The organism is Mesorhizobium sp. WSM4841, assembly GCF_055811515.1.
Map to the genome: position 1 here is coordinate 309,344 of NZ_JBVVQC010000002.1, position 14,246 is coordinate 323,589.

Consider the following 14,246-nt stretch of genomic DNA (forward strand, 5'->3'; position numbering starts at 1 on the left):
CACTAACGCCGCACCTCGCGCCGCCTGTTAAAAAACCCCGCCGGAGCGATCCGGCGGGGTTTTTGTTTGACTATGGTCAGAGCATCGTAACCCAAACGTGGCAAACCGATTTTGGGAAATCGCGCTCAAACAAAGAGAGAGATCAGGCCCTGCCGTAAAGCGGCACCAGCGTGCCGCTCATCGCCAGGTTGGCCGGCGAAGCGAGATAGGCAATGGCCTCAGCGGCCGCTTCGAGGCTGACCCATTTGCCGAAATCGGCGGCCGGCATGTCAGCCCGGTTGGCCGGCGTGTCGAGGGTCGAAGGCGCGACCGCGTTGACCAGAATGCCCTTGCCCTTGAGTTCTTCCGCCATCGCCACCGTCATTGCCGCGACTGCCGCCTTGCTGGCGGCATAGGCGACCATGCCGGAACCGCGCCGCAGGTCGAGCCCGGCGCGCGCCGTGACATTGACGATGCGGCCCGACACGGAAGATTCCAGCATCGAGCGTATCGCCGCGCGGCAGCACAGGAAGGTGGTGCGGGCGTTGGTGTCCATCATTTCGGCAAAGGACGCGGGCTCGATCTTCTCGACCGGCGCGGCGGTGAAGCCGCCGGCCAGGTGGATGGATGCCCACAAATCCGTAACACTGGCGTAGAACGCATCGACCTTGGCGGGGTCGGCGAGATCGACATTGTGCGCCAGCCTGACGCGCTCATGTGCCGGGAAGGGAAAATGCGCGGGCGCGACGGCATGGGCATTGGGCACATGGCAGATCGCGCCCTGCTCCAGCAGTTTGCCGACAACCGCACCACCGAGCGCCCCGGTGCCGCCGGTCACCACAACCTGCCTGCCGTCCAGTGTATCCGTCATCTTCGACCGCTCCAGTCACTCTCTTATGCCGCGCCGCCGCCGAAGGGTCGCGCCTTTCGCGCGATCACTCAACCGAAATCTCGATAACGCAGCGTCGTTTGCGCGCCTCAAGCCGGCGGCCATCCGACGAGGATCGCATCCCCAGGCAGACGCTGCCACAGCACTCAATCGACAGTGATTTCGATGACATACGGCAGTCCGGTCGCACGCGCACGCTTGAGTGCGTCCGCCAGATCGTCGATACCAACAATCCGCTCCGCGGCAATGCCATAGGCCTCGGCCAGCTTGCAGAAATCAGGCGGCGCCGGCGAGACGCCGACCGGCTCGACGCCAACATCGAGCATCGAGGTTTCGATTTCGCGATAGCCGCGATTGTTCCAAACGACGAAGATCACCGGCGCCGCAGCGTCGAGCGCGGCGCCCAGTTCGGGCAGCGTAAATTGGAAGCCACCGTCGCCGGTGAGACAAACGACCGACGCATCAGGCACGGCAAGGGCCGCACCGATCGCCGCCGGCGGACCATAGCCCAGCGCGCCGAAGCCGGTGGCGGCGTTGAACCAGCCGCCCGGTCGATCGTGATCGTAATAGAGGTTGGCGGCATAGACCGGCTGGGTCGAATCGCCGACGATAATCGAGCCCGGCAACGCATCGCGGATCGCATCGACGGCTTGTGTTTGCGCCTGGAGGGCCGGGCTGATTTCGGCGAAGGCCGCTTGCCTTGTTGCAGCGGCGCGAGCCGGGCCGTCGCCCGATGGCGGTTGGCCTTGGCCGATTTCGGCAAGCAGCGCCTCGAGTGCTGCGCCGCAATCGGCGTGGATCGAAATCCGGGCCGGCCAGCGGGCAAGCTGGTCGGCGCCGATGTCGATGCGGATCAGATTGGGCGGCAGGACAAAGCCACCGTCGCTATACCCATCATAGTCGGTTGGGCCGAATTCGGTGCCGGCGGCAATGACCAGATCGGCGTCGGCCATCAATGCACGCACCGCCTTCAGACTGGGGCTCGCCGGCACGGCAAGCGGATGGCGATGCAGCAGGCCGCGGGCATTGGCCGTCTGGACAACCGGCGCTCCCAGCCTTTCGGCAAGGCGCTGTAACGGTGCTTCGGCTCTCTTGGCGCCGCCGCCGGCAAGGATCAGCGGGCGGCGGGCAGCCGCGCAAAGTTTTGCCGCCTCTGCTATCGCCGCCGCATCCGGCTCGGGCGGCGCGACATTGGCCAGCAAAGCCGCGATGCCGTCGGCCGGCTTGACCATGATATCGGTCGGGATCTCGATATGGACCGGGCCGGGGCGCGATGACGAAAACAGGGCGAAGGCGCGGGCAAGAACGCCCGGTAGTTCGTTGGCGTCGGCGACGCGGTGCGAGAACAGCGCGACCTTTTCCATCATGCCGTGCTGGTCGGGCAGTTCGTGCAGGTGGCCAAGACCCTTGCCCAGCGTCGGCGTGGCGTTGACGCCCGAGATCACCAGCATCGGGACCGAATCGGCACGGGCCTGGCCCATGGCGGTGATGGTGTTGGTCAGTCCCGGTCCGGTGATGACGAAGGCGACGCCAGGCTTGCCGCTGGCGCGCGCATAACCGTCGGCCATGAAGCCGGCGCCCTGCTCGTGACGCGGGGTGACGTGGCGGATCTTCGAGCGCGCCAGCCCGCGATAGAGTTCGACCGTATGCACACCCGGAATGCCGAAGACCGTGTTGACATCATGGGCTTCGAGCAAAGTGATGAGCGCTTCGCCGACTGTCGTCATTGTCTGAGCACCGGACGTGTGAGGCAAGTCGGTCCGCCCTCGCAGGCGATGCACAGCGCGTCCGCCTCGAAGGTCGAAACCCTGCAGCCGGCGGCCGCCATGGCCGCCGCCGTCTTCGGGAAACCGGCAACGGCGATCACCTCGCGCGGCGCGGTCGGCAGCACATTGAGGCTGAGGCCGTTGGAGGCGAAGAACTCCTCAGCGTCGCCTTCGACCAGGCGAATGCCTCGCGCCCGCAGCATCTGGTAGAAGGCAGCCGGTAAAAGCGGTGCATAGACCAGCGCCAGATCGTCGGCGAGCGGACTGATCACCGACATCAGATGCAGGCAGGCCTCCTCGCCATGCCAGAGCGGCAGGTCGTAGCCATAGACCTGGATACCCTTGGGGGTGAGCAGGTTGGCGAGTTGCTGAATGCCGTCCTGGTTGGTGCGCACGCCGCGGCCGACGGCCAGCGTCCGTGAATCCACCCAGACGCAATCGCCGCCCTCGACCTGTCCGGGATGCTCGATGCGGCCGAGGATAGGGACGCCCATGCGCCTGTAGGCCGCCTCGTGCAGGCCGGGCTCGGCCCGGCGCAGCGCCTTGCCCATGGCAAGGATGATGGCGCCGTGGTCGGTCATCAACGAAGGATCGTGAGTGAAGACGGAATCGGCAAGCCCGTCATCGGCGTCGGTCAGCCATTCGATCTCAGCGCCGGATGCCAAAACCAGCATCGTCAGCGCCTCATACTGGGCAGCGGCCTTTTGCGGTTCGAAGCCGGGGCCATAGCGCCATTCCGATGCTCTGGCGCGGGGCATGGCGCTTGCGGCGGACCGCATCAGCACGCGCTGCAGGGGCCCTGCCATGGACTGCGACCCGTATGCTTTACCCACCAAGTGCTCCTGAAATATCCCATCCAGCCAATAGCCACTCAGCATGCCGTGATCAATGGTCCAAAAAGCATGGTTGACGGAGGCAAGCGGAACGGTCCATCTTGAGAATGAGAAGTCTGTCCAGTGATGGTAATGGGTAATAAATTCCAGCAGCGACGGGTCCAGCCGCTTCGTGAGGCACCCCAAAGGTGATAGCCCAAGGCACGGCTCCCGCCCTGAAGTATACGGCGCAGAACGACGCCGCCGAAGCCATCCATGTCGAGAACCTGCATAAAAGATTCGGCGAACTGCATGTGCTGAAAGGCGTTTCGCTGTCGGCGCGCGACGGTGAGGTCATCGCCATCATCGGCGGCAGCGGCTCGGGCAAGTCGACACTGCTGCGCTGCATCAATTGCCTGGAGAACCCGACCAGCGGAATCGTCCGCGTCAATGGCGAGGAGATCCGGATGAAGGCCGACAGTCACGGCCACACCGTTCCCGCCGACCGCAAGCAGATCGAGCGCATCCGTTCCAAGCTCGGCATGGTGTTCCAGAATTTCAATTTGTGGAGCCACATGACGCTGATCGAGAACGTCATCGAGGTTCCGGTGCACGTTCTGGGCGTCAAGCGCGACGTGGCCATCGTGGAGGCCGAAAAGCTGCTCGTCCGCGTCGGCCTGGCCGAAAAGCGCGATGTCTATCCGGCCTATCTGTCGGGCGGCCAGCAGCAGCGCGCGGCTATCGCCCGGGCGCTGGCCATCAATCCGCGCGTCATGCTGTTCGACGAGCCGACCTCGGCGCTCGACCCGGAACTGATCGGCGAGGTGCTGAAGGTGATCGGCGATCTGGCGCGCGAGGGCCGCACCATGGTGCTGGTGACCCACGAGATGAAGTTCGCCCGCGAAGTCGCGACGCATGTGGTCTACCTCTACAACGGGCTGGTCGAGGAAGAAGGGCCGCCGGAGCAGATCTTCGGCGCGCCCAAATCCGAAAGGCTCAAGCAATTCATCCGCAACATCGGTTAAGCCGAGGCGGATGGAAAACGGGAACAACAACAAACTGGGAGTTATTGAAATGAACACCGTCCTTAAGACATTGGCCGCAGCGCTATTGCTCGGTGTCGCTGCGATGGGCATCGCCAAGGCCGAGCCGGTCAAGATCGGTGTCGCTGCCGAACCCTATCCGCCGTTCACCTCGCCGGATGCTTCCGGCAAATGGGTCGGCTGGGAAATCGAATTCATCGACGCGGTCTGCGCCGAGCAGAAGCTCGATTGCGTTATCACCCCGGTTGCCTGGGACGGCATCATCCCAGCGCTGACGACCAAGAAGATCGATGTGATCGCCAGCTCCATGTCGATCACCGACGAGCGCAAGAAGACGATCGACTTCTCCGACAAATATTACAACACCCCGACCGCCATTATCGGGCCGAAGGACCAGAAGTTCGGCGCCACCCCGGAAGATCTCAAGGGCAAGATCATCGGCGTGCAAGTCTCGACCGTGCATGCCGACTACGTCAAGAAGCACTTCACCGAAGCGGCGGAGATCAAGGAATACCAGACCCAGGACGAAGCCAATCAGGATCTTGCCGCCGGCCGTCTCGATGCGGTGCAGGCCGATTCCATCGCGCTCGATGCCTTCCTGAAATCGGATCAGGGCAAGCAATGCTGCGATATGAAGGGCACGGTCGCGCCGGATCTGGCAATCCTCGGGCCCGGCGTCGGCGCCGGTGTCCGCAAGGAAGACACCGAGCTGAAGGAGAAGATCAACGCCGGCATCAAGGCGATCCGTGCCAACGGCAAATATGACGAGATTTCGAAGAAATACTTCGATTTCGACATCTATGGCGACGACACACAGTCGAACTGACGGCGTGCATCCCTGAGCGAATAACCACGCGGCGCAGACAGCGCGCCGTGTGGCTTCGTCGAACTCTACCCATGCGAGCTTTCCGCTGACGGCATCGCCGGCGGTATTGGCGCCAGCAATTCGGGGGCGACGCTGATCGACGCATTTCTTCCGGCCTCTGTGGCCCGCATCATCGAACTGCTTTCGCCGACGCCGCCTGGCTGGGGCGGAACGCTTCTGGTCGGACTGCTCCACTCGGTCGAGATCGCTGCCGGTGCTTTCGGTCTCGGCCTCGTGATCGGCATTTGCGGTGCGTATGGCAAGCTCTATGGCGGGCCCGTGGTGCGCGATCTGCTGGCGGTCTATACGACGATCGTCCGCGCCGTGCCGGAGCTGGTGCTGATCCTGCTGCTCTATTATGCCGGCACCGATTTGATCAACCAGTTGCTGACGGCAATGGGATATCGGCGCATCGATATCAGCGGGCTGGTGGCCGGCATTGCCGTGCTCGGATTCGTCCAGGGCGCCTATTCGACCGAGGTGATGCGTGGCGCGATCCTTGCCATTCCGCAGGGCCAGATCGAAGCCGCGCGCGCCTATGGCATGTCTCCCGGCCTCCTTCTGCGACGCATCACGCTGCCGGCGATGCTGCCCTTCGCCATACCTGGCCTTGCCAATCTCTGGCTGATCGCCACCAAGGACACCGCCCTGCTGGCGGTCGTCGGCTTCTTCGAGCTGACATTGGCCACGCGGCAAGCGGCGGGCGTAACCAAAGCCTATCTTACGTTCTTCCTCGCCGCAGGCGTGATCTATCTTCTGTTGACGCTGGTCTCCAATTTGATCATCGGCCGCATCGAACTCCGGGCTCGGCGCGGCATGCCCTCCCTCAAGGAGGCGCGTTGATGGCTGGCGAAGCGATCATCATCAACGTTGCCCGCGCGTCGCTGTGGCTGCAGCCGCATCGCATCGTGCTGATCCTGACCGCGCTGGCGCTGGTTCTCGCGGCCGCCTTCTTCATGCGCTGGGACTGGCTGCCGCAATATTACGAGATGGCGCTTGTCGGCATCTGGCGCACGCTCTGGATCCTCGCCGTCACCTGCACACTCGGCTTCCTGCTCGCCGTGCCGCTCGGATTGGCGCAGGCTGCCGGCCCCTTCTGGCTCGCGGCGCCTGCAAAGGCCTTCTGCACCGTCATCAGGGGAACGCCACTGCTGCTGCAGCTCTGGCTGCTCTACTATGGGCTCGGCTCGCTGTTTCCGCAGTACCCATGGGTACGCGAGTCCTGGATGTGGCCGTATCTGAGGCAAGCGTGGCCCTATGGCGTCCTGGCGCTGACCTTGTCCTTCGCCGGCTACGAGGGGGAAGTCATGCGGGGTGCCTTCGCCGGGGTGCCGAAAGGACAGTTGGAAGCGGCGCGTGCCTTCGGCATGAGCCGCTGGAAGATCCTGCGGCGGATCTGGCTGCCGCAAGCCTTCTACCGGGCGCTGCCGACGCTGACCGGCGAAACCGTGCTGCAGCTGAAATCGACGCCGCTGGTGGCGACCATCAGCGTGATCGACATATTCGCCGTCTCTTCCAAGGTGAGGCAGGGCACTTTCCTCACCTATGAACCCTTGCTGCTCCTGGCGTTGATCTATATGGCGATCACCGGCATCCTGGTCTTCGCCCTCGGCAAGATCGAGGCGCGGATCCCGAACAAGATTGGTTGATAGGGGAGCAGGGGAGCAGGGCCAGCCACTATTCACATACACATTTCCATCCTATTCGCATTCACTGCTCACTATTCCCCTATTCCCTTACTCCCTTACTCCCCTAGGATCGCTACAATGCAACTCAGTCTCGACCAGGCGACAGGGCTGTGCCGGATGGCGGCGCTCGGCGCCGGCGCCAATGAAGAAGCGGCGCAGTCGCTCGCAGCCTCCATCGTAGCGGCCGAGGCGGAAGGTCTGTCGACGGTCGGACTGTCGCATTTCATCGACTATCTCGAAGCGCTGGAGGCCGGCCGCATCGACGGCAAGGCCGAGCCGGTCATCACCAGGCCGGCTTTGGCAATCTATCTCTCCGATGCGCGCGGCGGTCTGGCGCATACCGGTTTCGACCGCACGATCGACGATCTCGCCAAGGCGGCGCGCCTGTTCGGCGTTGCCATCTTTTCGCAGAGGAACGCCTATACATGCGGCGCGCTCGGCTATTTCACCGGGCGGCTGGCCGCGCAGGGACTGGTGTCCTTTGCCGCGACCAATGGACCGGCCGTGCTTGCCGGCTCGGGCTCGGTCAAGCCGGTCTACTGTACCAACCCGATGTCCTTCGCCGCGCCCGCCGCCGACGGAGCGCCGCTGGTGATCGACCAGTCGTCGAGCGCCACTGCCTTCGTCAACATCCGCAAGGCGGCCGAGGACGGCAAGAAAATTCCCGAAGGCTGGGCACTGGACGTCAGCGGCAACCCGACCACCGATCCCGCCGCTGCCATGAAAGGCGCGATGCTTGCCTTCGGCGGCCAGCGCGGTGCCAACATCGCACTGATGGTCGAAGTGCTGGCGGCGGGCCTGTCGGGCGCCAACTGGTCGCTCGATGCGCCATGGTTTAGCGGCGGACCGGACAGTCCCGGAACCGGCCTCTTCGTTCTGGCCGTCGAGCCCAAGCTGCTCGATCCTGATTTCGAGAAACGCATGAAAGACCAGCTCGACCGGTTGCGCCGCCGCTACGGCGTGCATGTGCCCGGCCGTGCCCGAGCCGAAGCGGCGGAGAAAGCGGCGGCACGGGGCATAACGGCGCCCAAGGCCGTGGTCCAACGCATCTCAGAATTCGCGGCCCGGTATTCTTCCTAAAAAGTTTGTCTGCGATTTTTTTCGCCGCCGTTGAACCTTTTTGCGCGGTGCCGCGACCAATGCCTGTCCGGGGTGGTGGGGTTGCCCGGGCGGTGACATCCGGTCGAATGTCCAGGACTGGGGCGGGCGTCTCCTGCCGTCCTGATACCGTCTCAGGTCAGGCCGCCTCGTCGGACCCCTGACTCCGACCATGGAAGTCACCCGGAAAACCCCGCTTCGGCGGGGTTTTCTGCGTTCTCTCGCATCTGGTCAGTTAACATGCCTGTTTTGGTCAACTTTTGTTCATTTGACTCTGACCGAGGTGGTCGGGTGTTTGCGCGGAGCAGCAGAGGAGCCCCAATGTCCGCAAGCACCGACAATTCCAGCAGAAGCCTTTTCGTCCCGGCCCTTGGCGGCCTCTATGCGGCGTTGAACACCGCCTCCGAAACCATCCTGCGTGCCGTGGCCGGCATCTTCCTCACCGTCCATGGCTCGCATAAGATCACCGATCCGTTTGGTGCCGCCGAGATGGTCGAAGGCCTCGGCTTCTATCCGGGCGCATTTTGGTCCCTGCTCTTGGCATGCACCGAGTTCTTCGGCGGCATTTTCATCGTCATCGGCCTCTTGACCCGCCCGGCCGCCTTCGCCGGAATGTTCGTGCTTCTGGTCACGGTCTGGTTCCACTGGGTCACCATGGGCGAGGGCTTTTCGGGCGCCGAAAAATCGCTGCTGTGGGCGGCGGTCCTGTTCTTCTTCGTCATTCGCGGCGGCAACCGCCAATCGGTCGACGCACGCATCGGCAGGGCCTTCTGACGCGGTCAAACAAGGGCGTTGGCGACTTATCGTCGCCCTTTGCCTTTGGTGCGAAACCGACTATGAAACTGCTTCAGCCAAGCACCAGTAAATCTGGAAACTGCGCCGGAGCCAGCAATGACCGAAATCCTGCAGACCCCAAAGCTCGTCGTCGTGTTCGGCGGCTCCGGCTTTGTCGGCCGCCACGTTGTGCGGGCGCTGGCCAGGCGCGGCTATCGCATCAGGGTCGCCTGCCGCCGGCCCGATCTCGCCGGCCATCTGCAGCCGCTGGGCAATGTCGGCCAGATTCAGCCGGTGCAGGCCAATGTTCGCGTGCGTTGGTCGGTCGACCGCGCCGTGCAGGGCGCCGACCATGTCGTCAACCTGGTGGCCATCCTGCATGAGAGCGGTCGGCAGAAATTCACCTCCGTCCACGAGTTCGGCGCACGCGCGGTCGCCGAAGCGGCGCGCGCCGTCGGCGCCGGCCTCACCCATATCTCGGCGCTGGGCGCCGATCTGAACGCGCAATCGGACTATGCACGCACCAAGGCGCTCGGTGAAAAAGCGGTCCTGGAAACGATTAGCGATACCGTCATCTTGCGGCCATCGATCAATTTCGGGCCGGAGGACAGCTTCTTCAACCGCTTCGCCAGCATGGCGCGCTATTCGCCGGTCCTGCCGCTGATCGGCGGCGGGCAGACCAAATTCCAGCCGGTCTACGTCGGCGACGTCGCCGAGGCGGTGGCGCGCTCGGTCGACGGCAAAGTCCAGGGCGGTCGGATCTACGAGCTTGGCGGACCGCAGGTGCTGACCTTCAAGGAATGCATGCAGGAAATGCTTGCCATGATCGACCGCGAGCGGCTTCTGGTGTCGGTACCGTGGTGGGTGGCCAACATGCAGGCATCGATTCTCGGGCTTTTGCCCAATCCGCTGCTGACCAAGGATCAGGTCCTGCAGCTGCGCGAGCACAACATCGTATCGGAAGCGGCCATCAGGGAAAATAGGACGCTCGCCGGCCTCGGCATCCAACCGCAGTCGATCGGCAGCATCCTGCCGAGCTATCTCTGGCGCTACCGCGCCGCGGGCCAGTTCCAGCGAAAGACGGCGGCCTAGCCAATCAGACGCTCACTGAAGGCGTCGCGTAACCTGCATCGGCAGGCCGCCCCGCGGTTGCGTCGTCAGTTTCTGCACCGGCCACGGTTTGGTCTCGGCGGTGGTGTCGAAGCGGAAACGTGACAGCATGATGGCCAGCGCGATGATCGCCTCCTGCATGGCAAAGCTGGCGCCGATGCAGACGCGAGGGCCGGCGCCGAACGGCAAATACTGGAAGCGGTCGATTTTTTCGCGATTTCCCGGATGAAAGCGTTCCGGCATGAAGGCGTCAGGCCGGTCCCACAGCTTGCGGTGGCGATGGACAACCCAGGGCATGACCAGCACCGCGGCGCGCCTCGGTATATAGAGGCCGTTCCAGGTTTCGGGCTCGATCGGCTCGCGGTTGATCGACGGCGCCGGCGGGTAGAGCCTAAGCGCCTCGTCGAAGGCGGCGCGGGTGAACGGCATGGCGTCGAGCCACTTTGTCGGGTCGGGTTCTCGCGCCAGCACGGCGTCGATCTCGCGCTCGATCTTTTCGCGCTCCCAAGGCGCTTCGGCCAGGCAGTAGAGCGTCCAGCCAAGTGCCCGCGCCGTGGTCTCGTGACCGGCGCCGATGAAGGTGATGATGTTGTCCTCGACCTCGGCGCGTGTCAGCCCGTCCGGTCCCTCCGCCTTGAGCAAAAGCGTGAGAAAATCCTGCGGCACCTTGTCCGGATCGCGCTTGAGCCGCTCTTCGCGCATCTTGACTGTGTCGGTTACGATCTTGCGGAAATAAGCCATGGTCTTGCGGCCGCGGATGCGGGTCAGGCGCGGCAGCCAGTCGGGCGCCCGCAACAGGTCGAGCGGATCAACCCGGCCCATGGTCTCGAACAGTCGGTCGATCTCCTTGGCGAAGCTGCCCGGCTCGCCTGATATCTCGCCGGAAAACAGCGTCTCGGCCAAGATATCAAAAGTAAGCAGCGTCATGTCGTGGGCGATGTCCGACGTGCCGCCGCCCTCATAGCGCGTGACGAACTCCCGCGTGCGCCTCAGCATCGGCTCGGCAAAACCGAATATGTGGCGCGGCGTGAACACCGGCGCCATCGCCTTGCGCGAGCGCCTCCAGACCTCACCCTCGGCGGTCAGCAGGCCGTCGCGCAGGATCGGCCGCAGGATCATCTGGCGCACCGTCGCCATCTTGTAATTTTTGGCATTGTCGACCAGCACGTGGCGAATGAGGCCGGGGTCGTTGGCGATGACCAGCGGCCCGCCGATGCCGGTCACCGATATCCAGGGCTGGTTGTAGGTCGGCTCGCCCCACAGTTCGAGCGGGTTGCGATAGACGATGCGGATCATCTCGAGCGTCGACGGCGGCGACGTACGCGGCTTCGGCGCCGGCGGGACGAAGGGGGCGGGCTGACTGTCCATGGCGTGCTCCGCTGGTCACCTCAATGTAGTGGCTGGCAAGGGCAAGCGTCCATGTCGCCGGCTCTCCGGAATGTGACCGGGCACTGGAAAGTGCCTGATCGTCGGAACAGGTCGGCCCTCTGTTGTTGCCGCCGCTCTGTTCCAAGTCCGGCTCCACTTTTTGGGTCCGATGCCCTGGCCGGTCAGGCGCGCTCTTCTTCCATTCGGAAATGCTTGCAAATCTTGGAAAAACCGCCTTTTGCACCTATATCTTGGACATCAAGGACGCGCGATTCGGAGCCGGTTTTTTGCGCTGGATGTGCGGCATCAATCAGACAGGTTTTCATGAGCGATCAGATCGACAACGCCAACGGCGCTGAGGCCGAGTACGGCGCCGATTCCATCAAAGTTTTGAAGGGGTTGGACGCCGTCCGCAAGCGGCCTGGCATGTATATCGGCGATACCGACGACGGCTCGGGCCTGCATCACATGGTCTACGAGGTCGTCGACAACGCCATCGACGAGGCGCTGGCCGGCCATGCCGACCTCGTCACCGTGACGCTCAACCCCGACGGTTCGGTGACGGTCATCGACAATGGCCGCGGCATTCCGACCGATATCCACACCGGCGAAGGCATCTCGGCGGCCGAAGTGATCATGACGCAGCTGCATGCCGGCGGCAAGTTCGACCAGAATTCCTACAAGGTGTCTGGCGGCCTGCACGGCGTCGGCGTCTCGGTGGTCAATGCGCTTTCGGCCTGGCTGAAGCTGAAGATCCGCCGTAACGGCCAGATCTACGAGATGAGCTTCACGCACGGCAATTCCGACGCGCCGCTAAGGGTCACCGGCACCTACGAACAGCGCAAGGTTGCCGGCACCTATGACGGACGCAGCGGCAGCGAGATCACGTTCTTTCCGTCGGCCGAAACGTTCACAATGGTCGAATTCGACTTCGGCACGCTGGAGCACCGGCTGCGCGAACTCGCCTTCCTGAATTCCGGAGTGCGCATCATTCTGACCGATGCCCGCCATGCCGACGTCGTGCGTCATGAGTTGCACTATGATGGCGGACTGGAGGAGTTCGTCAAATATCTCGATCGCGTCAAGAAACCGCTGATCGACAAGCCGATTGCGATCAAAGCCGAGCGCGACGGCATCACCGTCGAAGTCGCCATGTGGTGGAACGACAGCTACCACGAGAACGTGCTGGCCTTCACCAACAACATTCCGCAGCGCGACGGCGGCACGCATCTTGCCGGTTTCCGCGGCGCGCTGACGCGCCAGATAACCGGCTATGGCGAATCCTCGGGCCTCACCAAGAAGGAGAAGGTGGCGCTGATCGGCGACGATTGCCGCGAGGGGCTGACGGCGGTGTTGTCGGTCAAGGTTCCCGATCCGAAATTCTCGTCGCAGACCAAGGACAAGCTGGTCTCGTCCGAAGTTCGCCCGGTGGTGGAAGGGCTCGTCAACGAAGCGCTCGGCACCTGGCTCGAAGAGCACCCGACCGAGGGCAAGGTGGTCATCGACAAGGTCATCCAGGCGGCAGCGGCGCGCGAAGCCGCGCGCAAGGCGCGCGACATCACCCGCAAGAGCTCGCTCGGCGTCACCTCGCTGCCCGGCAAGCTGGCCGACTGTCAGGAACGCGATCCGGCGAAGTCCGAAATCTTCATCGTCGAGGGCGACAGCGCCGGCGGCTCGGCCAAGGGCGGCCGTTCGCGCCAGAACCAGGCCATACTTCCGCTGCGCGGCAAGATCCTCAATGTCGAGCGGGCCCGCTTCGATCGCATGCTCGGCTCCGACATGATAGGTACGCTGATCACCGCGCTCGGCACCTCGATCGGCAAGGACGAGTTCAACGCCGACAAATTGCGCTATCACAAGATCATCCTGATGACCGACGCCGACGTCGATGGCGCCCACATCCGCACCTTGCTGCTCACCTTCTTCTTCCGGCAGATGCCGGAACTGATCGAGCGCGGCCATCTCTATATCGCCCAGCCGCCGCTCTACAAGGTGACGCGCGGCAAGAGTTCGCAATACCTCAAGGACGAAAGCGCCTTCGAGGAATTCCTGATCGGCTCGGGGCTGGAGGAGGCGTCGCTTGCGCTCAGCACCGGCGAGGTGCGGGCCGGACAGGACCTGCGCAGCGCCATCGACGATGCGCTGGCGGTGCGCCAGCTCATCAACGGGCTGCACACGCGCTATAACCGGGGCGTGGTCGAGCAGGCGGCGATCGCCGGCGCACTCAACCCTGAGTTGTTCTCCGATCTCGGCCGGGCCAACGCCATGGCTGAGCGTGTCGCCCGGCGCCTCGACATCATTGCCGAGGACACCGAACGCGGCTGGACCGGCCGCATGTCGACCTCGAACGAAGGCATCGGCGGCTATGTGTTCGAGCGCACAGTGCGCAGCGTCAAGGAGTTCGCGCATCTCGATCTCGCGCTGATCAATTCGGCCGACGCCCGCCAGCTCGACCGCTATGCGCCGCGCCTCGCGGAAGTCTATGGCGAGCCGCCGCTGCTGCGCCGCAAGGATGTGTCGGAAACCATCTCGGGACCGCTGGCGCTGCTCAACGCCGTGTTTGCCACCGGTCGCAAGGGCCTGACCATGCAGCGCTACAAGGGCCTCGGCGAGATGAACGCCGAACAGCTCTGGGAAACCACGCTCGACCCGAATGTGCGCTCGCTGCTGCAGGTCAAGGTCACCGATGCCACCGATGCGGACAGTCTATTCTCACGGCTGATGGGCGACGAAGTTGAGCCTAGACGCGAGTTCATCCAGGACAATGCGCTGTCGGTCGCCAATCTGGATATCTGAGGCCCAATCAATCAGGGTATTTGAGGTGTTGGCGTGCTCCCGGCGCGCGTTTTTTATG

At 63.7% G+C, this 14,246-nt stretch carries 13 protein-coding genes; 8 read left to right on the forward strand and 5 right to left on the reverse strand.

The features are described from left to right. Positions 1-142 precede the first annotated feature (142 nt). From AC0L14_RS03450 to AC0L14_RS03460, 3 genes are all read right to left on the reverse strand, one after another. Entirely contained in the window at positions 143-850 is a 708-nt protein-coding gene (locus tag AC0L14_RS03450) for an SDR family NAD(P)-dependent oxidoreductase (RefSeq protein ID WP_473484246.1), read from the reverse strand. 164 nt (positions 851-1,014) lie between these two features. Then, positions 1,015-2,595, reverse strand: a complete 1,581-nt coding sequence (locus tag AC0L14_RS03455) for a 5-guanidino-2-oxopentanoate decarboxylase (protein WP_473748659.1) — start codon at positions 2,593-2,595, stop codon at positions 1,015-1,017. Further along, positions 2,592-3,440: a dimethylarginine dimethylaminohydrolase family protein gene (locus AC0L14_RS03460; protein ID WP_473748660.1), complete on the reverse strand. Its 849-nt coding sequence runs from the start codon at positions 3,438-3,440 to the stop codon at positions 2,592-2,594. The genes AC0L14_RS03455 and AC0L14_RS03460 overlap by 4 nt, the downstream gene beginning before the upstream one ends. Positions 3,441-3,658: 218 nt before the next feature. Here AC0L14_RS03460 and AC0L14_RS03465 point away from each other — a divergent pair, with 218 nt between their 5' ends. The 7 genes from AC0L14_RS03465 (at position 3,659) to AC0L14_RS03495 (ending at position 10,006) form a co-directional block, all read left to right on the forward strand. Then, a complete protein-coding gene (locus tag AC0L14_RS03465) occupies positions 3,659-4,471 on the forward strand; it encodes an ABC transporter ATP-binding protein (protein ID WP_473748705.1) in 813 nt (270 codons plus the stop codon). A gap of 49 nt (positions 4,472-4,520) precedes the next feature. Next, the gene (locus tag AC0L14_RS03470; protein ID WP_095493885.1) at positions 4,521-5,315 is read left to right on the forward strand and encodes a transporter substrate-binding domain-containing protein; all 795 of its coding nucleotides are present in this window, start codon (positions 4,521-4,523) and stop codon (positions 5,313-5,315) included. Between the two features lie 216 nt (positions 5,316-5,531). Next, positions 5,532-6,197 (forward strand): ABC transporter permease, encoded by a 666-nt coding sequence (locus tag AC0L14_RS03475; RefSeq protein ID WP_473748706.1) that lies wholly within the window; start codon positions 5,532-5,534, stop codon positions 6,195-6,197. Further along, positions 6,197-7,003, forward strand: a complete 807-nt coding sequence (locus AC0L14_RS03480; protein ID WP_473748661.1) for an ABC transporter permease — start codon at positions 6,197-6,199, stop codon at positions 7,001-7,003. The genes AC0L14_RS03475 and AC0L14_RS03480 overlap by 1 nt, the downstream gene beginning before the upstream one ends. Before the next feature lie 117 nt (positions 7,004-7,120). Then, positions 7,121-8,122: an Ldh family oxidoreductase gene (locus AC0L14_RS03485; protein WP_473544923.1), complete on the forward strand. Its 1,002-nt coding sequence runs from the start codon at positions 7,121-7,123 to the stop codon at positions 8,120-8,122. A 339-nt stretch (positions 8,123-8,461) separates the two neighbouring features. Continuing rightward, entirely contained in the window at positions 8,462-8,914 is a 453-nt protein-coding gene (locus tag AC0L14_RS03490; protein ID WP_473748662.1) for a DoxX family protein, read from the forward strand. 117 nt (positions 8,915-9,031) lie between these two features. Next, complete coding sequence (locus AC0L14_RS03495; RefSeq protein WP_473748663.1) at positions 9,032-10,006, forward strand: complex I NDUFA9 subunit family protein; 975 nt, start codon at positions 9,032-9,034, stop codon at positions 10,004-10,006. 12 nt (positions 10,007-10,018) lie between these two features. Here the strand turns inward: AC0L14_RS03495 and AC0L14_RS03500 are convergent, their stop codons facing one another. Then, positions 10,019-11,392, reverse strand: a complete 1,374-nt coding sequence (locus AC0L14_RS03500) for a cytochrome P450 (RefSeq protein WP_473484258.1) — start codon at positions 11,390-11,392, stop codon at positions 10,019-10,021. Positions 11,393-11,574: 182 nt separating this feature from the next. Beyond that, a complete protein-coding gene (locus AC0L14_RS03505; protein WP_473484260.1) occupies positions 11,575-11,718 on the reverse strand; it encodes a hypothetical protein in 144 nt (47 codons plus the stop codon). On the opposite strand from AC0L14_RS03505, the gene gyrB reads away from it, so the two are divergent. After that, on the forward strand, positions 11,717-14,188 hold the full coding sequence (gene gyrB / locus AC0L14_RS03510; protein WP_473748664.1) for a DNA topoisomerase (ATP-hydrolyzing) subunit B: 2,472 nt from the start codon (positions 11,717-11,719) through the stop codon (positions 14,186-14,188). The two genes, AC0L14_RS03505 and gyrB, sit on opposite strands and share 2 nt — an antisense overlap. Positions 14,189-14,246 lie beyond the last annotated feature (58 nt).

Bases quoted from the DNA above. Each gene is read 5' to 3' on its own strand.
- AC0L14_RS03485 (WP_473544923.1), top strand. From the start codon at position 7,121: ATGCAACTCAGTCTCGACCAGGCGACAGGGCTGTGCCGGATGGCGGCG.
- AC0L14_RS03450 (WP_473484246.1), bottom strand. From the start codon at position 850: ATGACGGATACACTGGACGGCAGGCAGGTTGTGGTGACCGGCGGCACC.
- AC0L14_RS03500 (WP_473484258.1), bottom strand. From the start codon at position 11,392: ATGGACAGTCAGCCCGCCCCCTTCGTCCCGCCGGCGCCGAAGCCGCGT.
- AC0L14_RS03460 (WP_473748660.1), bottom strand. From the start codon at position 3,440: ATGGCAGGGCCCCTGCAGCGCGTGCTGATGCGGTCCGCCGCAAGCGCC.
- AC0L14_RS03490 (WP_473748662.1), top strand. From the start codon at position 8,462: ATGTCCGCAAGCACCGACAATTCCAGCAGAAGCCTTTTCGTCCCGGCC.
- AC0L14_RS03495 (WP_473748663.1), top strand. From the start codon at position 9,032: ATGACCGAAATCCTGCAGACCCCAAAGCTCGTCGTCGTGTTCGGCGGC.
- AC0L14_RS03480 (WP_473748661.1), top strand. From the start codon at position 6,197: ATGGCTGGCGAAGCGATCATCATCAACGTTGCCCGCGCGTCGCTGTGG.
- AC0L14_RS03455 (WP_473748659.1), bottom strand. From the start codon at position 2,595: ATGACGACAGTCGGCGAAGCGCTCATCACTTTGCTCGAAGCCCATGAT.
- AC0L14_RS03505 (WP_473484260.1), bottom strand. From the start codon at position 11,718: ATGAAAACCTGTCTGATTGATGCCGCACATCCAGCGCAAAAAACCGGC.
- AC0L14_RS03470 (WP_095493885.1), top strand. From the start codon at position 4,521: ATGAACACCGTCCTTAAGACATTGGCCGCAGCGCTATTGCTCGGTGTC.
- gyrB (WP_473748664.1), top strand. From the start codon at position 11,717: ATGAGCGATCAGATCGACAACGCCAACGGCGCTGAGGCCGAGTACGGC.